Raw genomic sequence first — 19,400 nt, 5'->3', positions numbered from 1 at the left:
AGTATTTATGGACCTCAAAGTAGGCATCGTCGGATTCGGCTTGCGGTCGTCACTGTGGCGCCATGCGCACAAGCCCGGCCACGGTTCGGAAGTCACCGTCGTGTGCGATCTGGGCGAGCGCGGCAGGGCGGATGCGGCCGACAAGATCCCGACGGCGGTAATCACCGATGACTTGGACGTCTTGTTGACCTCCGGCCTGGACGCGGTCCTGGTCCTGACTCCGGACAACCAGCACGCCGCCGTCGCCGTCCGGACGCTCAAGGCGGGCATTCCCACCTTCTGCGAGAAACCGCTTGACGTCACGCTGGAGGCAGCCGACCTTATCCTCCAGACGGCCTTCGACACCGGAACGCGACTTTATGTGGGCCACAACATGCGCCACATGCCGGTGGTGGTGCAGATGCGCGAAATCATCCAGGCCGGGACCATCGGAGACGTCAAGGCAGTTTGGTGCAGGCACTTCGTGGGGAACGGAGGGGACTACTATTTCAAGGACTGGCATGCCCAGCGTGCCAACACCACAGGGCTGCTGCTGCAAAAGGGCGCGCACGATATCGACGTCATCCACTGGCTTGCCGGCGGGTACAGCACCAAGGTGCAGGCGATCGGCGAATTGGCCGTCTACGGGGACGTCGCTTCCCGTCGCGACAACACGGCGCGCCGCATGGGGGATTGGTTCTCCGTGAATAATTGGCCCCCCACCGAACAGACGGACCTCGCCGAGACGATCGACGTCGAGGATATCTCGATGATGAACATGGTCCTGGACAACGGGGTGCTCGCCTCGTACCAGCAGTGCCATTTCACCCCGGACTATTGGCGGAACTACACGGTGATCGGCACCAGGGGCAGGATCGAGAACTTCGGCGACGGGGCGGGCGACCAGATCTACGTGTGGACCACCAGGACCACCTCCGGTTTCGCCGAGCCCGACCAGAAGGTCCTGGTCCGGGACGGAGAAGGCGGCCACGGGGGTGCGGACCCCTTGCTCATAGCCGAGTTCCTGCGGTTCGCCCAGGACGGCGGCGCCACGGCGACTTCGCCGATCGCGGCGCGCGAGGCCGTCGCAGCGGGGGTGCTTGCCACCGAGTCCCTCCGCGGCGACGGCAGCACCCGCGAAGTTCCGGCATTGCCCGAGGACCTCGTCGAGTATTTCAACGCAGGCCAGCCGGCCCGGGTGCGGGAAATTTAGCGCGAGGTGCCCCCGGCCAGTTCGGTCATGACGGTCTGCAATGCTTCGCAGACCGCCATGACCGATTTCCGTTTCAAGGTTTCCGGCCTCGCCAGGATGTCGATCTTGCGCACGGAATTCACCCCCGCGAGCGGACGCAGCACCACGCCGGCGTCAAGTACCCGCCGGGCAGTGAACCGCGGGAGCAAGCCAATCGCGCCACCGTCCGCCACGAGGGAGGCCACGGTGGAGTAGTCGTTGATGCGGTGCAGGACATCCGCCGGACGCCCACTGACGGCGACGACGGCGGCCAGCACGTCCGCGGGGGAGTAGCCGGCGCGGCTGGTCACCCAGGGCTGCCCGACGACGTCGGCCGGCCTGAGTTCGCGGCGCGCCGCGAGCGGGTGCCCGGCAGGCAACGCGACGTCGAGCGGTTCGTCGGCGAGCGGGATCACGGCTACTTTGTCGGTGGGCCACCCGGGGCTGTGCTCCATCCGGTGCGCCAGCACGAGGTCATAGCGCGCGGCGAGGCCGGGAAAGTCCTCCTGCGCTACGTCCTCGTCGGCGAGCTTCACGCGCGGGACGCTGCCTTCCGGACCCGCGTTGCGCGCGGTGGTCAGCAACGCCGCGAGCGGAGCGAACAACGCCTGGCCTGCACTGTGGAAGGCGCTCACGGTCACGGTGGAGCCCGGTGAGTCGTGGTACGCGCCGATGGCAGCCCGGGCGTCGGCCATGGCGCTCACGACGGCAGCCCCGGCGTCGGCGAGGACCCGGCCCGCATCGGTGAGCACCAGGGCGCGGCCTTCCTTGCGGGTCAGCGGCACGTCCACCGACTTCTGGAGGAGTGCGAGCTGTTGGGAGACGGCCGACGGGGTGACCATGAGCGTCTCGGCAACGGCCTTGACACTGCCGAGATCTCCTAGTTCCCTGAGCATTTGGAGCTGATGAACTTCCATTTAGCAAATGCTAAATCGTTGATTGAGAAAAACCTAGTTGTGCTAAACCGTCCGCGGGGCTTCAATGAAGTGAAACGGCACACAAACGGCCCAGTCCCTTGAGTTAGGAAGACCCATGAAGGCTCTCTACAAGTCCGGTCCCCACGCTGGTTTTGAACTCGTCGAACGCCCCGAGCCGGAAGCCGGTCCCAGCGACGTCAAGATCCGCGTCATGACCACCGGCATCTGCGGAACGGACCTGCACATCCAGTCCTGGGATGCGTGGGCACAGAGCATTATCGAGACTCCCTTGATCGCTGGACACGAGTTCTACGGCGAAGTGGTCTCCGTGGGCGAGGACGTCCGCGACGTCAAGGTCGGAGACCGTGTCTCCGGTGAAGGCCACGTGGTCTGCGGAATCTGCCGTAATTGCCGTGCGGGCCGCCGCCAGATGTGCATCCACACGGTGTCGGTGGGCGTGCAGCGCGATGGTGCGTTCGCCGAATACGTCGTCATCCCGGAGACCAATGTCTGGGTCCACCAGGATCCCTCCATCACTCCCGAGCTCGGCGCCATCTTCGACCCCTTCGGCAACGCCGTCCACACCGCCCTGAGCTTCCCCTTGGTCGGCGAGGATGTGCTCATCACAGGCGCCGGGCCCATCGGACTCATGGCAATCGCCGTCGCGCGCCACGCCGGTGCCCGCAAGATCGCCATCACGGACGTCTCCGCTCCCCGCCTCGAACTTGCCCGGAAGATGGGCGTGGACCTCGCCGTCGACGTGTCGAAGATGCGCGTCAAGGATGCCCAGCTCGAGCTCGGAATGCGCGAAGGGTTCGACATCGGACTGGAAATGTCCGGGCATCCCACGGCCCTGCCTGAGATGATCAACAACATGAACCACGGCGGACGCATCGCCATGCTTGGCTTGCCCAGCCAGTCCATCGACATCGACTGGGGCAAGGTGGTCACCCACATGCTGACCCTCAAGGGCATTTACGGCCGCGAGATGTACGAAACCTGGTACGCCATGAGCGCCATGCTCTCCTCCAACCCCGTGCTGCACAGCCACATTTCCGCCGTCGTCACGGACAAGCTGTCCGCCGCCGACTGGGAAAAGGGCTTCGAAATCGCCCGCGCCGGCACAGGCGGCAAGGTTGTCCTCGACTGGACCGAAATCTAAGAACCCGTAAAGTCCTCCCCAGAGACCCAGTACCAGAGACCCCAGTACCAGGAGCCACCATGTACTCAAGCATCAAAGACCAGCTGCAGGGCGAGCTTGAAGAGATCCGTGCCGCGGGCCTCTTCAAGACCGAACGCCACATTGACTCGCCGCAGGCCAGCCACATCTCCGCAGGCCAGCTCGGCCAGCCGGCGAACACCGTCCTGAATTTCTGCGCCAACAACTACCTGGGCCTGGCAGACCACCCGGATATCATCGCCGCCGCCAAGTCCGCCATGGACGAGCGCGGCTTCGGCATGGCATCCGTCCGGTTCATCTGCGGCACCCAGGACCTGCACCTTGAGCTCGAAGCCCGGGTCTCGCAGTTCCTCGGAACCGAGGACACCATCCTGTTCTCCAGCTGCTTCGACGCCAACGGCGGCGTCTTCGAGTCCCTGTTCGGGGCCGAGGACGCCATCATCTCCGATTCCCTGAACCACGCCTCCATCATCGACGGGATCCGGCTCAGCAAGGCCAAGCGCTTCCGCTACGCCAACCAGGACATGGCCGACCTCGAAGCCAAGCTGATCGAGGCCTCCACCGGCGAGGCGCCGGCCAGGCGGAAGATCATCGTGACGGACGGCGTCTTCTCCATGGACGGCTACCTCGCTCCGCTCGAGGCCATCTGCGATCTCGCGGAAAAGCATGACGCGCTGGTCATGGTGGACGATTCCCACGCCGTCGGCTTCATGGGAGCCACGGGCGCCGGAACCCCGGAACACGCGGGAGTTTCCGAAAGGATCGACATCTACACAGGTACGTTCGGCAAGGCGCTTGGCGGCGCCTCCGGCGGCTACGTCTCCGGCCGGAGCGAAATCATCGCCATGCTGCGCCAGAAGGCGCGCCCGTACCTCTTCTCCAACTCCGTGGCCCCGGCAATCGTTGCAGCGACCATCAAGGCGATTGAGCTGGTCCAGGGTTCGGGCGAGCTCCGCTCCAGGCTCTTCGAGAACGCCGCCCTGTTCCGCCGCCGCATGAGCGAGGAAGGCTTCGAACTGCTCGACGGCGAGCACGCCATCATTCCGGTGATGTTCGGCGACGCCGTGGCTGCCGCGAAGGTTGCCGACGAGATGCTCCACCACGGAGTGTTCGTCACGGCGTTCAGCTACCCCGTGGTGCCCAAGGGAGCCGCCCGGATCCGCGTGCAGCTCTCGGCCGCGCACAGCACCGAGGATGTCGAGGCGTGTGTCCAGGCCTTCGTGAAGAGCCGCGCAGCCGCGGGGCTCTGAGTTCCATGATCCTCACCATCCTGGGCGGCGGGGGATTCCGGGTACCCCTGGTCTATTCAGCACTGCTGTCGGACCACGGGCCCGGCCGGGTCACCGAACTCAGGCTGTTCGACGCCGACCCCGCGCGCCTGGGCGTGGTGGCCAGGGTCCTCGCCGACATGGCCGCGGAAGTGCCCGATGCGCCCGCAGTGCGGATGTTCACGGAGCTGTCAGAGGCGTTGCCGGGCACCGACTTCATCTTCTCTGCCATCCGGGTGGGCGGGCTGGAGGGGCGCGCGGCCGATGAGCGGATCGCCCTGGAGCACGGGGTCATCGGGCAGGAGACCGTGGGCGCCGGGGGGATTTCGTATGCCTTGCGGACCATTCCCGTGGTCCTGGACATCGCCGAGTCGGTGAAGAAGCATGCTCCCCAAGCCTGGTTCATCAACTTCACCAACCCGGCCGGCGTCATCACCGAAGTCATGACGAGGGTCCTTGGCAACAAGGTGGTGGGCATCTGCGATTCGCCGGTGGGGCTGGCCAGGAGATGCCTGCTCGCAGCCGGAATCCACCGCGGAGCGGCCGCCTTTCGGGACGGTTCGGTGGAAATCGACTACATCGGCCTGAACCACCTGGGCTGGCTGCGCGGGCTGGTGGTCGACGGTGAGGATGTCCTGCCGCGGCTCCTGGCCGACGACGGCGCCCTCGGGTCCATTGAAGAAGGCCGGCTGTTCGGCGCTTCGTGGATCAAGGCCCTGGGCGCGGTTCCCAACGAGTATCTGCATTACTACTACTTCAGGCGGGAAGCGCTCGATGCCGACCGGCGCGCCGAAACCACCCGCGGCGCCTACTTGGCGAGGCAGCAGTGGAACTTCTACAGCGGGCTGGCGGAAGCAAACGACGGCGGTGCGGGGCCAGCCCCGGGGGTCCCGTCGTCGAAATCTGCCCTCAGGCTCTGGGAAAAGACCAAGCTCGATCGCGAAGAGACGTACATGCAGAGCAACAGGGACGCAGCCGGTTCGTTCGAGCGCGACGCCGGAGACCTGGTATCCGGCGGCTACGAGGCCGTAGCCTTGGCGATCATGCGTGCCATCAGCCAAGGGGAAACGGCGCGCCTGATCCTGAACGTCCCGAATAACGGCACCCTGGCAGAACTCGACGCCGAAGCCGTCATCGAGGCGCCTTGCCTCGTGGATGCCGGCGGAGTCCGTTTGCTCCCGGCCAAGGCCCTTCCGGACTACGCGCGCGGACTCGTCGTCAATGCCAAGGCCGTGGAACGCGCCACGATCGACGCTGCGCTCACCGGTTCCCGGCGCTCCGCGTACAAGGCGATGGCCATGAACCCGCTCGTGGACTCGGTCAGGGTGGCAGAAGCCCTTCTGGATGACTACATCAACCATTTCAAGGAGCTCCAGTACCTGCGCTAGGTCCCCTTCACGGGAGCCCTGTCCCAAGGGGGATCGGAGGCCTAGTATCTGCAGCATGGACAAAGATGCAGCACAACGTGTAACCGAGGTGTTGGATTCGCAGCAATGCTGGAATCTCCTGAGGGGCGTGTCCGTCGGCAGGCTGGCCGTGTGGCTCGGGGACCACCCTGACATTTTTCCGATCAATTACACCGTGGACCAGGGGACGGTTGTCTTCCGGACCGGAGCGGGCACAAAGCTCGCCGCGGCTTTGGGCGAATTCCCGGTGGCCATGGAGGTGGACGGCGTCGACGCGGACACAGGAGTCGCATGGAGTGTCGTGCTCCATGGCAAAGCAACTCCCATCAAACAAATCGACGAGGTGGTCAACTCGTTCTCGCTGCCCCTCTTTCCCTGGGAAGCCGGCAAGAAGGACCATTTCGTGCGCGTTCCCGCGGATTCGATCTCGGGGCGGCGCTTCACCGTCACGGAGCCGCTCACATGGTGGACCCCCTACAGCGGGATCAAGCCGTCCGCGGCGGAATAGCCCCCTCGCATCCGGGCCTGTGCGCTGACAGGATGGTGGGATGGCTGCAAATTATGATGTGGTAATTGTCGGTGGAGGCATTGCAGGATTGTCGCTGGCTTCGGCGCTTGCCGGCCAATGCTCGGTGGCCCTCGTGGAAGCCGAACAGACACTGGCTTACCACACGTCCTCCCGTTCGGCCCGGCAGCTGATCCCGAGCTACGGACCCGCCGTCGTACAGGAACTCACCGTCCGCACGCTGGAACTGATGGCAGCGCGGGACGCCGAGTTGCCGGTGCCGGTGCTGGAGCCGCGATCGTTCATGTTGGTGGGCGACGAAGCAACGGTCAGGGCAGAATCCAGCGGGCACATGCACCCCATCACGTATGCCGAAGCCCTTGAGCTGTGCCCGGCACTGAACCCCGGGGCTTTCACGGCCGCTGGCCTGGATACAGAGTCGTTCGCTTGCAATACGCCCGTGCTCCTGGAGGACCACCGGCAACGTGCCGAGGCCGGGGGAGTGGACATCATTACCGGTGCCAGGGTCCATTCGGCCCAACGCCTTGGTTCCGGCTGGCAGTTGGGCGCCGGGCTGGAAGGCTTCCAGTCCGCCGTCGTCGTCAACGCGGCAGGGGCCTGGGCGGATGAACTCGCGGTCCTCAGCGGCGTGGAGAAGCTGGGCTTGCAGCCGTTCCGGCGCACGGCGGCAATCGTCGATGTCGAACGCCCGCTTCCGCCCGGGAGCCCCATGGTGTGCGCCGCGGATGACACCTACTATTTCCGGCGCGAGGGCGAACAGGTCCTCATTTCGCCATCGGAGACGGTGCCGAGCGGCCCCGAGGACGCACAGCCGCGGCCCGGAGACGTGGAAGCGCTCGTGGCCCGGTTGAATTCGATCACCTCGTTTGGCATCCGCTCAGTAGCCAAAGCCTGGACCGGATTGCGCACTGAAGCTGCCGACGGCGTTCCGGTGGTGGGTTTCGACGCCGAGGCTCCCGGCTTCTTCTGGCTTGCGGGCCAAGGCGGCTACGGATTCCAGACCTCTTCCGCCATCGCCGAACTCGCGGCCGCGGAGATCCTGGGTTCGGCGATCCCCGGCTTCGCGTCGGGTGCTAGTCCGGTATCCCGGACACCGAGGGAGCTGGCAGCGGCCCGTTGGTCCATCCGCCGTTGAACAATAGGTTCATGAGCGGGCAGACGAGCACACTGATCAGCAACATCGGCGAACTGATGACCCAGGATGCGGAGCATCGTGTCCTCAAGGACGCCGCCGTGGTGATCGAAGGTGAGCGGATTTCCTGGATCGGTCCGGCGTCGGAGGCTCCCTCGGCTGATGAGCACGTGGACGCGGAAGGCCGTGCAGTGCTCCCGGGCTGGGTGGACTCGCACTCGCACCTGATTTTCGCCGGGGACCGCACTGCCGAATTCGAGGCCAGGATGGCGGGCCAGAGCTACAGTGCCGGCGGGATCGCCGTCACCACCGGCGCCACGCGCGCCGCGAGCGACGAGGAACTGACCCGGCTTGCTGCCGGACGCGTGGCCGAAGCCGTCTCCCAAGGCACCACCTATCTCGAGAGCAAGACAGGCTACGGACTGGACCTCGAGAACGAGGCCCGCAGTGCACGCATCGCGGCGGCGACTGTGGATGAAGTCACCTACCTCGGCGCGCATTTGGTCCCGGCCGGAGCAGACGCCGAGGAATACACGGACCTTGTCTGCGGTCCAATGCTCGACGCCGTCCGCCCGTACGTCCGCTGGGCCGATGTCTTCTGTGAGCGCGGCGCCTTCACCGAAGAGCAGTCGCGCCGCGTCCTGTCCGCGTGCCGCGATGCGGGCCTGGGCCTGCGTGTCCACGGCAACCAATTGGGTGAAGGACCCGGCGTGCAGTTGGCCGTGGAGTTCGGTGCGGCCAGCGTTGACCACGTCAACTACCTTTCAGCGGCCGATATCGACGCGCTCGCCGGAACCTGGAGCGGCTGGGACGCCTCCACCGGAACGGGTGCGCGCGGCACGGTGGCCACGTGCCTGCCTGCCTGCGATCTTTCCACCCGCCAGCCGCTCGCCCCCGGCCGCGCGTTGATCGACGCAGGGGTGCAGATTGCCTTGGCGGCGAACTGCAACCCCGGTACCTCCTACACGAGCTCCATCGCCTTCTGCGTCACAACGGCCGTGCTGCAGATGCGCCTGAGCGTCCACGAAGCCGTGCGGGCGGCCACCTATGGCGGTGCGCTAGCGCTCGGCAGGGAATCGGGCAACGACGTCGACGGCGAACGGGCGGTAGGATCGATCGCCGTCGGGCACCGCGCAGACCTGCACATGCTCAAAGCGCCATCGGCAACGCACCTGGCGTACCGGCCCGGCATCCCGCTGACTTTCGCGGTGTGGCGGGCAGGCGTCCGCGCAGTCTAGCGGCGCTCCCGGGTCAACAAGGCAGGGCCTCTCCACATGGAGGGGTCCTGCTTTTTCTTTCGGCGCGCTGTAGCCCTCCACGATCCTTGTGCGATTGAATATGATCGTTTAGTGTTTATATGGATCATAAAACGTCAAATCGTTGAGTTGAAGAGCGCGTCGAAGAAGCGCGGACAGGAATGGTAAGTGCGATGAGTAACAACACCCTCGGGGCCTTCATGGAAGAAGAGCTTGTTTCGCAGCCCGAGGTCTGGAGGCGGGCCATCGAGCAGTGCGAACGTGAGCAAGCCAAGGCAGGGCACCTGCTTCCTGCTGACGGTGAGCGAGTCGCCGTCGTCGGTTGCGGTACCTCATGGTTCATGGCGCAGAGCTATGCCGCTGCCCGGGAAGCCGCGGGCAAGGGCGTCACCGACGCGTTCGCGGCGTCCGAAGCCTTCCTCAATCACAACAGCGCCGGCCGCCAATACGACGCCGTCATCGCCATCACCCGCTCCGGCACCACCACGGAGGTGCTTGAACTCCTGGAAGCCGTGCGCGGAAAGGCCGTCAGCGGGAAACCCCGGACGGTTGCGCTTATCGGGGACGTGAATTCACCCATCACCACCTTGGCCGACGCCGTGATCGGCCTTCCGTATGCGGACGAGAAATCGGTGGTCCAGACCCGTTTCGCCACCACGGCCCTCGTGTACCTCCTGACGAGCCTCGGTATCGAACTCGGAACGGCAATCGAGGACGCCCGCGCTCCCGTGGCCGAGCCTGTTTCCCAGGAACTCCTCGACGCCGAACAGTTCACCTTCCTCGGTACCGGCTGGACAGTCGGCCTGGCCCACGAAGCCGGACTCAAGATGCGCGAAGCAGTGCAGGGCTGGACCGAATCCTATGCGGCGATGGAATACCGGCACGGTCCCATTTCCATTGCCGCTCCCGGTCGCGTGACGTGGATCTTCGGCCCGCAGCCTGAGGGTCTGGACGCCGATATGAGCCGCACAGGCGCCCTCTATGTCAACACCGGCAAGCACCCGCTCGCCGAGCTGGCCCGGGTCCATAAAGTCACCCTGGAGCGGGCACGCGCGCGCGGCCTGAACCCCGATGTGCCGCGCAACCTCACGCGTTCTGTCGTCCTGAACGCCACGGCCTAGGCAATCCCATGGTTCTCGGAACCGCCGAATCCGCAGTCCTGGCCTTCGATGTCGGCGGCACGGATCTGAAGGCGGGCCTTGTGGACACTGCCGGGAATGTCCTGGGCCTGCGCCGCACTGCTACGCCGCATGATCCCTTGCGGCCGGCCGAGGCGATCCTGGACGCCATCACCGTGCTGGCTGCCGAGCTTGCCGCTGAATTCCCCGGCCACCCGGCGAAGGCCGCGTGCATTGTCGTTCCGGGAATCGTTGACTCCGACACCGGAGTGGGGATCTATTCGGCGAACCTGGGGTGGCGGAACTTTCCCTTCGGGGAAAAGGCCGCGCAACGCCTCGGGCTGCCGGTCTCCTTCGGCCACGATGTCAGCACGGCCGCCGAGGCCGAATTCCGGTTCGGAGCGGCCCGCGAATTTCGAAACGTCGTGGTGATGGTGGTCGGCACAGGGATCGCCGCCGCTGTCATCTCCGACGGGTACCCGGTGCGTGCAGGCGGCTTCGCCGGAGAGCTGGGCCACGCCCTCGTACCGGACCCCGACGGTCCCGGCCACACGATCCTCGAGGCCGTCGGCTCCGCCGGAGCAATCGCCCGGCGTTACAGCGACAAAGCCGGAACTCCGCGGACCGGTGCCCGTGAAGTCCTCGAACGGGCCAACGCAGGCGACGCGCTTGCAGCCCGGATCTGGGCCGACGCGGTGGACGCCCTCGCTTTCAGCCTCAGCCAATGCGTCAGCATTATCGGCACGGAGGCCGTGGTGGTGGGCGGCGGCCTTGCCGAAGCGGGAGAAGGACTCCTGGAGCCACTGCGTTCGCGCCTCGATGAGCTGCTCGATTTCCAGCGCCGGCCCGTCATCATGCGCGCCCAACTGGGCCAGGATGCAGGCCTGCTCGGCGCAGCCATGAGGGCCCGCGCCCTGCTCCCGGCCGCGAAGGCGGCCGCCGGCACGGGGACGAGGCGATGAAACAGGCCATGAAACGGGTCATCACCGTCACGCCCAATCCGGCCGTCGACCTCAGCTACCACGTCGCCGGGATCACCCCGGGAGCGAGCCATCGTGTCGCCGCACCCGTCAGCCGCGCAGGCGGAAAAGGCCTCAACGTCGCGCGCGTGGCGCACCAGCTTGGCCATCCCGTGCTGGCACTCGCGCCCTCTGGCGGCACTGCAGGTGCGGAATTCGCTGCCGAACTGCTCAGCAGCGGCGTGCCGCATCGCCTGATTCCGGTCGCCGCGGAAACCCGGCGCAGCATCGCCCTCGTCGATACGGTGGGCGGCGAAACGTCCATCTTCAACGAGGAAGGGAGCCCCCTCCAACCGTCCGAATGGCAGGCGCTGGCCGCCGCCGTCGTCGACGCCCTGCACATCGACAACCCGGACGGGCAAAGCGCAGGAGTGCTTGTCGGTTCCGGCAGCCTGCCGCCCGGCGCGCCCGCCGACTTCTACCCGGCGCTGGTGCGTCTGGCGCACGACGCCGGGATTCCGGCCGTCGTCGATACCTCCGGTGCCGGGATCATCGCCGCCGCACGGGCCGGGGCGGACCTCCTCAAGCCCAATAACCACGAACTCCTCGAAGCAACGGGGGAAAGCAGCCTGGACGTCGCGGCACGGCGATTGATCGCCCTCGGGGCCAAAACCGTCCTGGTCAGTGCCGGCGCCGAAGGCATGCTTGCCTTCCACCATGCCGCCCCGGCAGGCTACTGGAGCGCCCGGCTCCCGGAACCACTCAGCGGCAACCCCACCGGAGCCGGCGACGCCGGAGTTGCGGCGGCCGCCGTCGCGCTCGCCGCCGGAGTCTCCGACATCCCCACGATCCTCCGCAGGGCAACCGCCTGGTCCGCCGCAGCGGTGCTCATGCCTGCCGCCGGCGAAATCTCGCCGCTCTATGCGGACCTTGAAAACCAACTCATTCTCAGCTGGAAGGAGACCCTGTGACGCTCGTCAGTACACGGGAACTCATGGATGCCGCCGCCGCCAACGGAATCGGACAGGGCGCCTTCAACGTCATCCACCTCGAAACCGCGGAAGGCCTGGTGGCGGGCGCGGAGACAGCGGGTGTCCCGTTGATACTGCAAATCTCGGAGAACTGCGTCCGTTTCCACGGCGGACTCGTCCCGATTGCCCGGGGTGCAATGTCCATCGCCCGGGACTCCTCGGTGCCCGTGGCGCTCCACTTGGACCACGCCGAATCCGAAGAGCTGGCCCTGCAGGCCGTCGACCTCGGGTTCGGGTCCGTCATGTACGACGGCGCGCACTTGCCTTATGACTCGAACGTTGAAGCCACGCGCCGGATCGCCGGATACGCCCGGGACCACGGGGTGTACGTCGAGGCCGAGCTCGGGAAAGTCGGAGGCAAGGACGGTGCCCATGCTCCGGGAGTCCGGACGGATCCGGCCGAGGCCCGTTCCTTCGTGGACGCCACCGGCGTTGATGCCCTCGCCGTCGCCGTCGGTTCCTCGCACGCGATGACCGAACGCAGCGCGGCCTTGGACTTGGCCCTCATCACCCGGCTCAAAGAGGCCGTCCAGCTGCCGCTCGTCCTTCACGGGTCCTCCGGCGTGCCGGACGAAACGCTCGTAGCGGCAATCCGGGCCGGTATGACTAAGATCAACGTATCCACACACTTGAACGGGTTCTTCACCCGCGCCGTCCGTGAGTACCTGGATGCCAACCCTTCCGTGGTGGACTCCCGCAAGTACATCAAGGCCGGACGGGACGCCCTGGTGTTGGAAACCGCACGTCTGCTGACGCTGTTCGCGAAAGTGAACTAGTCCCCATTTCCGGAAGGTTCGTGATGACCCGCAACGATCGACTGACAGCCATCCTTGATCTCCTCGCCGAGTCAGGGCATGTTGAGGTCGAGGATATCGTGACCCGGCTGGCCGTCTCGCCGGCTACCGCGCGCCGTGACCTGGACAGCCTCGCCAAGCAGCGGCTCCTGAGCCGTACCCGCGGCGGTGCAACCACGGGATCAGTGGCCTACGAACTTCCGGGGCGCTACAACAGGGATGATCACGCCGAGGCCAAGCAGCAGATTGCCTTGGCAGCTTCGGAGCTCATCATGCCCGGCGCGGTGATTGGACTCAGCGGCGGCACCACCAACACGGCCCTGGCCCAGGTGCTGTCCACCCGCGAAGACCTCAACGCGCCCTCCAACCGGCCCATGCTGACGGTGGTCACCAACGCCATCAACATCGCCGCCCAGCTGGCCGTGCGCCCCAACATCAAGATCATGGTCACCGGCGGCATCCTGAACCCGCGTTCCTATGAACTTGTCGGGCCGTACACGGATGTCATCATGCAGAAGGTCGCTTTGGACATCGCCTTCATCGGCGTTAACGGAGTCGATCCCAAGATCGGCCCCACCATCACCGACGAGGGAGAAGCCATGGTGAATACCGTCATGGCCCGACGCGCCACCGACTCCTATGTCCTGGCCGACTCCACGAAGATCGGCAAGCGCGCCTTCGCGGCCATGGCGGGGTACGATTTCCGCCGGCTCATCACGGATTCGGGCATCACGGCAGAGGACAAGGCAGCATTTGAAGCCAGCGGCACCGAGGTGATCGTTGCCAAGGACGCCTAGCAGCGTTCGTGCCCGTCAGAAGACCATCGGGGGAGCGTTCAGCACGGTTTCGTCCGTGCTGCGCTGCACCCACTGGCTGAAGGGCGTGTCGAGATCGTACTTGTCCTGCTCGTTGCGGATAAGTGTCCGTAGCTCCGCGTTTCCCGGGTTGTTGAGGGACTCGAAGTACTCCACCGACCAGTGGAACCACCGCATGCAGAAGAGCCGCATCGTGAGGCCATGGGTTACCAGCAGGGTGTTGGGCGCGTAGTCGGGTTTTTCCCAATGCCGGTACAGGGTTTCCATGAAGGACGAAATCCGGTCGTAGACATCGGAGCCTGATTCGCCCTCGCGGAACCGGTAGAAGAAGTGTCCGTAGAGGTTGCGAAGCTCCTTTTGGTCCCCGATGTCGCCGGCAATCTGGAAGTTGGCCCAGTCCTGCTCACGCAGCCGGGGCTCTTCGATCACCCTTTCCGTCAGGCTGCCCAGATTCAGTGCTTCGAGAGTCTGGTATGCCCGGAGATAGGGCGAGACATAGACGCACACAGGTTCGCCGTCGAGCTTCCTGCGCAGGGCCTCACCCGCGGCCCGTGCCTGTTCTACGCCAAGCTCCGTCAGCGGGATGCGGTAATCGGGCACACGGTTGTAGATGGAAGTATCGGCATTGGCGGCGGACTGGCCGTGCCGGATCATGAAGATTCGTGCTGGCGCGCTCATCCCACCAAGCATAGGGTCAGGGGCCGCCCGGCCTATGCACGCGGACGGCGGCGACCCGGTTCCGAGGAAAACTTCAGGCAAATGCAGGCAAGATAGGAGCATGCTCCTAGCCTCAACGCGCCGGTTGCGCGCCGAAGTGCTGATTGTCCTTGGCCTGTCCCTGGGCCAATCGGCCGTGTACTCCGTCGTGCAGTTGTTGGACAAGATGACCCAAGGGCCCTTGGCCCACGCGACGTCCACCCTCAACCGCTCGCAGAGCACGCGTGAGTACTTCGATCTCACCTACCAGCTGCTGGATATCGCGTTCGCGCTGGTCCCTGTGGTGTTGGTGTTCTACTTCCTGTCCTTGCACCGCCAAACGGCCGAAAGTCCCTCGGGCTTCACCCGGCTGGGCTTCAACTTCGCCCGCCCGGGCCGTGACGCGTTGCAAGGACTGGGCCTCGCCGCGCTGATCGGAATCCCGTCGCTGGGCCTCTACGCGGCCGGCCGCGCCCTGGGGATCACGACGGCGATCATCCCCAGCGGTCTGGACTCCTATTGGTGGACCGTGCCGGTGCTGGTCCTCTCCGCGGTGCGGCACGCCGTCGTCGAAGAAGTCATCGTAGTGGGCTACCTCCTGGACCGCTTCGGGAAGTTCGGGTGGAGCACCCCGCTCGCGATCGCGCTCAGCGCGCTCCTTCGCGGCAGCTACCACCTGTACCAAGGCTTCGGGCCGTTCATCGGCAACGCCGTCATGGGCCTCGTGTTCGGCTGGATTTACACGAAGACCAAACGCGTCATGCCGCTCGTCGTGGCCCACGCCCTCCTGGATATCGTGGCATTCGTCGGCTTCAGCGTCTTCGGAAAGGCCATCGGGCTGGGGTAAGTGTCGAGTTAAAGGGTTTCGGCCGCCATCGCGGGGTGACGTCATTGGCACCCGCTATGGCGGCCGAAGTTTCCCGGGCCCTCCTGGCCCGATGATCCGTCAGATGGTGACGGGTTGGTCCGTCAGATGGTGACGGCTCCGTTGGCGGTTTCGAACGTTACCGACATGATTCCCGGCGTTCCGTGCGGAGCCATCCATTGGACTGCAACGTCCTCAAGCGGCTTCTCCACGGGTTCCCCAAGCCACTCTGTGACGCGCTCCGCGGAGCCGGCAATCGTGAGGCTGGACATCTTGACATCGCTTGGGTACACGAGGGACGGGTGAAGTGCAGGGTCGCCCTCCCAGCGGAGCAAATATGGAACCTGGGGATCGGCGATGAGGCCCAGGATGCCGATCTGCGACCAGACGAGTTCGCGGCCGTCGGGAAACTTGCGATTGCCGGGGACGGCGGCGCGTCCGAGCCGCTGTTCGAACGGGCTCAGGTCGTCAACAGCGACGCACCAGCCCATCCACCCACCTCCTGCGGCGGAGCGTGCACGGACGGCTTGTCCGAAAGGTGCCTTGTCGGATGCCGGGTGGTCAAGGACCTCGACAACTTCCAGGTATTTGTGGTCAGCAAGGGGGATGATCATGTTCCGGGTGCCGAAGCGCGGGTGCACTCCGCCCCGGACTGCGTCCACTCCCAATGCTGCGGAAATCCGCTCGGTGGTGGCCAAGAGGCCATCTCGTTCACAAGCGTAAGAGACGTGATCCATGCGCATGGCTTCATCTTGGCACTTTGTGATGGAGCTCTCAGCTAAGTCAAGCCTAACTAAGGTGGGACGTATCGAAAAGGCAGCTCAGAGTCACTTCAGGACGCGCCAAGACCGAAAACTACTGCGTTCGTCACAAAGCTTCCGGAGCCCGCAACACCGTCCCTAGACTGGCGGCAACCGAACGCCGGCAGGCTGAATACCGCAGCTCCGCAGGCTGAAACACGGCAGAGAGCCCAGACAACCAGGAGTCAGCATGTCCCAAGGATGGTCATTCGAAACGCGCCAGATCCACGCCGGCCAGGAGCCGGACGCCGCCACCGGCGCCCGGGCACTGCCCATCTACCAGACCACCTCGTTCGTCTTTCCCAGCGCGGAAAGCGCTGCCAACCGCTTTGCGCTCGCCGAGCTGGCGCCCATCTACACCCGGATCGGCAACCCCACGCAAGATGCGGTGGAACAGCGCATAGCGAGCCTGGAAGGTGGTTTGGCGGCGCTCCTGCTGAGCTCCGGCCAGGCCGCGGAAACGTTCGCCATCCTCAACGTCGCCGAGGCGGGCGACCACGTGGTCGCCAGCCCGAGCCTCTACGGCGGCACCTACAACCTGCTGGCCCACACGCTGAAGAAATTCGGCATCTCGGTCACCTTCGTCGAGGATCCGGACAACCTCGACCACTGGCGCGACGCCGTGCAGCCAAATACCAAGCTCTTCTTCGCCGAAGTCGTCTCCAACCCCCGCCAGGATGTTTTGGACATTGAGGGCGTATCCCGCATCGCGCACGAGGCGGGGGTCCCGCTCGTTGTGGACAACACCCTCGCCACGCCCTACCTGATCCGGCCCATCGAGTGGGGCGCGGACATCGTGGTGCATTCGGCCACCAAATACCTGGGCGGGCACGGATCTGCCATAGCCGGCGTCATCGTGGACTCCGGCAACTTCGATTTCGGCAAGGACCCTGGGCGGTTCCCCAACTTCAACACCCCGGACCCCAGCTACAACGGCCTGGTCTACGCCCGCGACCTCGGCACGGACGGTGCCCTCGGCGCGAACCTCTCCTACATCCTCAAGGCCCGGGTCCAGCTCCTGCGCGACCTCGGCTCGGCAGTTTCCCCGTTCAACGCGTTCCTGATCTCCCAAGGGATCGAAACCCTCAGCCTGCGGGTGGAACGCCACGTGGATAACGCCACCAAAGTGGCGCAATGGCTCGAAGGGCGCGACGACGTCGAATCGGTCGCGTACGCGGGGCTGCCTTCCAGCCCGTGGTTCGAACGCGGGCGCAAGTACGGACCCCGCGGTACCGGCGCGGTGGTCTCCTTCACCATCCGCGGCGGGATCGACGCCGGCAAGCGCTTCGTGGACGCCCTGGAACTGCATTCGCACGTAGCAAACATCGGCGACGTCCGTTCCTTGGTCATCCACCCGGCGTCCACGACGCACAGCCAGCTGACGGCCGATCAGCAGGCCGTTGCGGGGGTGACCCCGGGCCTCGTGCGGCTGTCCGTCGGGATAGAGCACATCGACGATATCCTCGCGGACCTCGAGGCAGGATTCCGGGCGGCCAAGGGCGCCTAGTACGGCTCCGGATGGCGCAGGAGGCCGGCAGGCGACGCAGCATGAATCTTCGCCGGCTGGCTTCCGCATCCCTTGCTTCGTGAACAAAACGCGGTCAAGTGTCACAAAGATGTCATAATCTTCGTCAGGAGGGGTCCGGTTTTCCTAGACTCTTCCCATAGGTCATGAGTGCCAGCGACAGCCCCGGCTTGCTGGCCGGCAACCCTCCTTTCGCGGCGGGGTGCCCCGGGTGAAGACCTGGCCCTTCGCTGTATTGGCGGCGGGCAAGTGCGATGTGAGGTGTCAACGAATGACAATTGCTGCAACAGCCATACCCCTTTCCGGTACCCAGGACGGGACCCTCAAGTATGTTTCCGTGGGCGGACTCGAACTCGAGGCCGGAGGTTTCCTGCCGGACGTAGTCCTTGCCTATGAGACGTGGGGGCGGCTCAACGAAGACGCGTCCAACGCTGTCCTGGTGGAGCACGCACTGACTGGCAGCACCCATGTGGCCCGTGGCGAGAGCGGGGAAGAAGGCTGGTGGGAACAACTCGTTGGCCCCGGTGCCACCATCGACACGGACCGCTACTTCGTGGTCTCCGTCAACATCGTGGGAGGCTGCTACGGCAGCACCGGCCCGTCGTCGAACGCTCCTGACGGCAGGCCGTGGGGCTCCCGCTTCCCGCTCGTGACCCTGCGGGACAGCACCGTAGCCGAAGCCCGGTTGGCCGACGCCCTGGGGATCCACGGCTGGCATACCGTCGTCGGCGGGTCCTTGGGCGGTGCCCGGGCACTGGAATGGGCCGTGAGCTATCCGGACCGCGTCCAGCGATGCGCCGTGATTTCGATCGGGGCGTACAGCACCGCCGAGCAGATCGCTTTCGCGCAGGCCCAGACGCTTGCCATCCGGCAGGACGCCGACTTCAACGGCGGCGACTACTATGGCCACGCCGCGCCAGAGGCGGGGTTGGCCCTTGCCCGCCGGATCGCCCACATCACCTATCGTTCGGCGGATGAACTGGACTTCCGCTTCGGCCGGAACGCCCAGGACGGCGAGGCGCCCCTCCAGGCTGCCGCGTTGGGGGACCGGGGCCGCTACCAGGTGGAGAGCTACCTCGACCACCAGGGGAGCAAGCTCGTCCAGCGCTTCGACGCCAACAGCTACATCGCCATCACCGAGGCGCTCATGAGCCACGACATCACCCGGGGCCGGGGCTCGTTGGAGGAGTCGCTGTCCGTGGCAACGGCGAAGTTCTTCGTTGCCTCGGTGGACTCGGACCGCCTCTATTTCCCGGAACAATCCCACGAGTTGGCCAAGGCCTTGCCCGGAGAAGTTCCCGTTCACGTGATCGAGGCGCCGATCGGGCACGACGGTTTCCTCACCGAGATCGGCCAGCTCGGTCCCCAGCTGCGCGAAGCTTTCTTCGGCTGAATCAGCCGTTCATGATCTCCTGGCGGAGCTTCATGTAGTCCTCCATGGCGATTTTCCCGTCGCTGTACTCCTGGTCCAGTTCCGCCAGTTTCCGCGCCCGGTAGCCGAGGGGAGCACCGTTCGGTTGGTGCGCCGCGTCCGGTTGGGGAACAGCGTCCGGTTGGGGAGCCGACGACGGCGGGGCGCCCTGCGGTGTGGGCCTCGCCACCGGAGGTTGCGGCTCAGCCGGGATGATTACCAGGGGTTGCTCCGGGTATCCGACGGGGTAGTTCCGTGGAGGATATTGCTGTCCGGGGAACTGGCCCGGAGGGGGGCCGGGGTACCCCCCGTAGCTGTTGTTCCCGTAGTCCCCGTTCCGGAGCCTGCGCTGGCGCGACCGGTTGTACATGCGGATCCCCATGGGAATCAGCCAAGAGCAGACGATAATCCAGAAGATCAAATTGTTCACGGTGGGGGCCTCCCTGTCTTTCACCAGCTTAGCCCCGCTCCCTGTGACCCACCTCGTGGTT

19 protein-coding genes and 1 riboswitch are annotated in these 19,400 nt (G+C 65.5%); of the genes, 15 read left to right on the top strand and 4 right to left on the bottom strand.

What is annotated here, in order from left to right:
- Positions 1-7 precede the first annotated feature (7 nt).
- Positions 8-1,192 carry a Gfo/Idh/MocA family oxidoreductase gene (locus AB0323_RS17180; protein WP_366178393.1) on the top strand — a complete coding sequence of 395 codons (1,185 nt, stop codon included), beginning with the start codon at positions 8-10 and terminating at the stop codon, positions 1,190-1,192.
- Here the strand turns inward: AB0323_RS17180 and AB0323_RS17175 are convergent.
- The gene (locus tag AB0323_RS17175) at positions 1,189-2,127 is read right to left on the bottom strand and encodes a LysR family transcriptional regulator (protein WP_366178392.1); all 939 of its coding nucleotides are present in this window, start codon (positions 2,125-2,127) and stop codon (positions 1,189-1,191) included. The genes AB0323_RS17180 and AB0323_RS17175 overlap by 4 nt on opposite strands.
- 115 nt (positions 2,128-2,242) lie before the next feature.
- On the opposite strand from AB0323_RS17175, the gene tdh reads away from it, so the two are divergent.
- The 11 genes from tdh to AB0323_RS17120 all read left to right on the top strand — a co-directional run bounded on the left by tdh (position 2,243) and on the right by AB0323_RS17120 (position 13,594).
- On the top strand, positions 2,243-3,289 hold the full coding sequence (gene tdh / locus AB0323_RS17170; protein ID WP_366178391.1) for an L-threonine 3-dehydrogenase: 1,047 nt from the start codon (positions 2,243-2,245) through the stop codon (positions 3,287-3,289).
- A 59-nt stretch (positions 3,290-3,348) separates the two neighbouring features.
- Positions 3,349-4,557: a glycine C-acetyltransferase gene (locus AB0323_RS17165; RefSeq protein WP_366178390.1), complete on the top strand. Its 1,209-nt coding sequence runs from the start codon at positions 3,349-3,351 to the stop codon at positions 4,555-4,557.
- A 5-nt stretch (positions 4,558-4,562) separates the two neighbouring features.
- Positions 4,563-5,963, top strand: a complete 1,401-nt coding sequence (locus AB0323_RS17160) for a 6-phospho-beta-glucosidase (RefSeq protein ID WP_366178389.1) — start codon at positions 4,563-4,565, stop codon at positions 5,961-5,963.
- Between the two features lie 55 nt (positions 5,964-6,018).
- Positions 6,019-6,489 (top strand): pyridoxamine 5'-phosphate oxidase family protein, encoded by a 471-nt coding sequence (locus AB0323_RS17155; RefSeq protein WP_366178388.1) that lies wholly within the window; start codon positions 6,019-6,021, stop codon positions 6,487-6,489.
- Between the two features lie 40 nt (positions 6,490-6,529).
- A complete protein-coding gene (locus AB0323_RS17150) occupies positions 6,530-7,642 on the top strand; it encodes an FAD-dependent oxidoreductase (RefSeq protein WP_366178387.1) in 1,113 nt (370 codons plus the stop codon).
- Between the two features lie 11 nt (positions 7,643-7,653).
- Positions 7,654-8,877, top strand: a complete 1,224-nt coding sequence (gene hutI, locus AB0323_RS17145; RefSeq protein WP_366178386.1) for an imidazolonepropionase — start codon at positions 7,654-7,656, stop codon at positions 8,875-8,877.
- A gap of 191 nt (positions 8,878-9,068) precedes the next feature.
- The gene (locus AB0323_RS17140; protein ID WP_366178385.1) at positions 9,069-10,016 is read left to right on the top strand and encodes an SIS domain-containing protein; all 948 of its coding nucleotides are present in this window, start codon (positions 9,069-9,071) and stop codon (positions 10,014-10,016) included.
- Between the two features lie 8 nt (positions 10,017-10,024).
- Complete coding sequence (locus AB0323_RS17135) at positions 10,025-10,975, top strand: ROK family protein (protein WP_366178384.1); 951 nt, start codon at positions 10,025-10,027, stop codon at positions 10,973-10,975.
- Positions 10,972-11,943, top strand: coding sequence for a hexose kinase (locus AB0323_RS17130; protein ID WP_366178383.1), 972 nt, complete (start codon positions 10,972-10,974; stop codon positions 11,941-11,943). The genes AB0323_RS17135 and AB0323_RS17130 overlap by 4 nt, the downstream gene beginning before the upstream one ends.
- Positions 11,940-12,779 (top strand): class II fructose-bisphosphate aldolase, encoded by an 840-nt coding sequence (locus AB0323_RS17125; RefSeq protein ID WP_366178382.1) that lies wholly within the window; start codon positions 11,940-11,942, stop codon positions 12,777-12,779. Before AB0323_RS17130 ends, AB0323_RS17125 begins: the two co-directional genes overlap by 4 nt.
- 23 nt (positions 12,780-12,802) lie before the next feature.
- Positions 12,803-13,594, top strand: a complete 792-nt coding sequence (locus tag AB0323_RS17120; protein WP_234750768.1) for a DeoR/GlpR family DNA-binding transcription regulator — start codon at positions 12,803-12,805, stop codon at positions 13,592-13,594.
- A gap of 15 nt (positions 13,595-13,609) precedes the next feature.
- On the opposite strand, the gene AB0323_RS17115 is transcribed toward AB0323_RS17120, so the two are convergent.
- Complete coding sequence (locus AB0323_RS17115; RefSeq protein ID WP_364532127.1) at positions 13,610-14,290, bottom strand: phosphoglycerate mutase family protein; 681 nt, start codon at positions 14,288-14,290, stop codon at positions 13,610-13,612.
- Positions 14,291-14,390: 100 nt separating this feature from the next.
- On the opposite strand from AB0323_RS17115, the gene AB0323_RS17110 reads away from it, so the two are divergent.
- Positions 14,391-15,155, top strand: coding sequence for a type II CAAX endopeptidase family protein (locus AB0323_RS17110; RefSeq protein ID WP_366178381.1), 765 nt, complete (start codon positions 14,391-14,393; stop codon positions 15,153-15,155).
- A gap of 122 nt (positions 15,156-15,277) precedes the next feature.
- Here the strand turns inward: AB0323_RS17110 and AB0323_RS17105 are convergent, their stop codons facing one another.
- Positions 15,278-15,916, bottom strand: coding sequence for a VOC family protein (locus AB0323_RS17105; RefSeq protein WP_028266517.1), 639 nt, complete (start codon positions 15,914-15,916; stop codon positions 15,278-15,280).
- Between the two features lie 247 nt (positions 15,917-16,163).
- On the opposite strand from AB0323_RS17105, the gene AB0323_RS17100 reads away from it, so the two are divergent.
- The gene (locus AB0323_RS17100) at positions 16,164-17,480 is read left to right on the top strand and encodes a bifunctional o-acetylhomoserine/o-acetylserine sulfhydrylase (RefSeq protein ID WP_366178380.1); all 1,317 of its coding nucleotides are present in this window, start codon (positions 16,164-16,166) and stop codon (positions 17,478-17,480) included.
- 160 nt (positions 17,481-17,640) lie between these two features.
- Positions 17,641-17,756: riboswitch (SAM riboswitch) on the top strand.
- Between the two features lie 13 nt (positions 17,757-17,769).
- Positions 17,770-18,891, top strand: coding sequence for a homoserine O-acetyltransferase (locus AB0323_RS17095; RefSeq protein ID WP_366178379.1), 1,122 nt, complete (start codon positions 17,770-17,772; stop codon positions 18,889-18,891).
- 1 nt (position 18,892) lies between these two features.
- Here the strand turns inward: AB0323_RS17095 and AB0323_RS17090 are convergent, their stop codons facing one another.
- Positions 18,893-19,339: a hypothetical protein gene (locus AB0323_RS17090; RefSeq protein WP_366178378.1), complete on the bottom strand. Its 447-nt coding sequence runs from the start codon at positions 19,337-19,339 to the stop codon at positions 18,893-18,895.
- Between the last annotated feature and the right edge of the window lie 61 nt (positions 19,340-19,400).

The sequence above is a fragment of the Arthrobacter sp. NPDC080031 genome (assembly GCF_040702485.1).
Classification (GTDB): Bacteria; Actinomycetota; Actinomycetes; order Actinomycetales; family Micrococcaceae; genus Arthrobacter.
Note: the sequence above shows the minus strand (reverse complement) of the source record. Positions and strands in the feature narration are given on the sequence as shown.

Bases quoted from the DNA above. Each gene is read 5' to 3' on its own strand.
- AB0323_RS17100 (WP_366178380.1), top strand. From the start codon at position 16,164: ATGTCCCAAGGATGGTCATTCGAAACGCGCCAGATCCACGCCGGCCAG.
- AB0323_RS17165 (WP_366178390.1), top strand. From the start codon at position 3,349: ATGTACTCAAGCATCAAAGACCAGCTGCAGGGCGAGCTTGAAGAGATC.
- AB0323_RS17150 (WP_366178387.1), top strand. From the start codon at position 6,530: ATGGCTGCAAATTATGATGTGGTAATTGTCGGTGGAGGCATTGCAGGA.
- AB0323_RS17180 (WP_366178393.1), top strand. From the start codon at position 8: ATGGACCTCAAAGTAGGCATCGTCGGATTCGGCTTGCGGTCGTCACTG.
- tdh (WP_366178391.1), top strand. From the start codon at position 2,243: ATGAAGGCTCTCTACAAGTCCGGTCCCCACGCTGGTTTTGAACTCGTC.
- AB0323_RS17175 (WP_366178392.1), bottom strand. From the start codon at position 2,127: ATGGAAGTTCATCAGCTCCAAATGCTCAGGGAACTAGGAGATCTCGGC.
- AB0323_RS17105 (WP_028266517.1), bottom strand. From the start codon at position 15,916: ATGCGCATGGATCACGTCTCTTACGCTTGTGAACGAGATGGCCTCTTG.
- AB0323_RS17155 (WP_366178388.1), top strand. From the start codon at position 6,019: ATGGACAAAGATGCAGCACAACGTGTAACCGAGGTGTTGGATTCGCAG.
- AB0323_RS17110 (WP_366178381.1), top strand. From the start codon at position 14,391: ATGCTCCTAGCCTCAACGCGCCGGTTGCGCGCCGAAGTGCTGATTGTC.
- AB0323_RS17140 (WP_366178385.1), top strand. From the start codon at position 9,069: ATGAGTAACAACACCCTCGGGGCCTTCATGGAAGAAGAGCTTGTTTCG.
- hutI (WP_366178386.1), top strand. From the start codon at position 7,654: ATGAGCGGGCAGACGAGCACACTGATCAGCAACATCGGCGAACTGATG.
- AB0323_RS17120 (WP_234750768.1), top strand. From the start codon at position 12,803: ATGACCCGCAACGATCGACTGACAGCCATCCTTGATCTCCTCGCCGAG.
- AB0323_RS17095 (WP_366178379.1), top strand. From the start codon at position 17,770: ATGACAATTGCTGCAACAGCCATACCCCTTTCCGGTACCCAGGACGGG.
- AB0323_RS17135 (WP_366178384.1), top strand. From the start codon at position 10,025: ATGGTTCTCGGAACCGCCGAATCCGCAGTCCTGGCCTTCGATGTCGGC.
- AB0323_RS17115 (WP_364532127.1), bottom strand. From the start codon at position 14,290: ATGAGCGCGCCAGCACGAATCTTCATGATCCGGCACGGCCAGTCCGCC.
- AB0323_RS17160 (WP_366178389.1), top strand. From the start codon at position 4,563: ATGATCCTCACCATCCTGGGCGGCGGGGGATTCCGGGTACCCCTGGTC.
- AB0323_RS17130 (WP_366178383.1), top strand. From the start codon at position 10,972: ATGAAACAGGCCATGAAACGGGTCATCACCGTCACGCCCAATCCGGCC.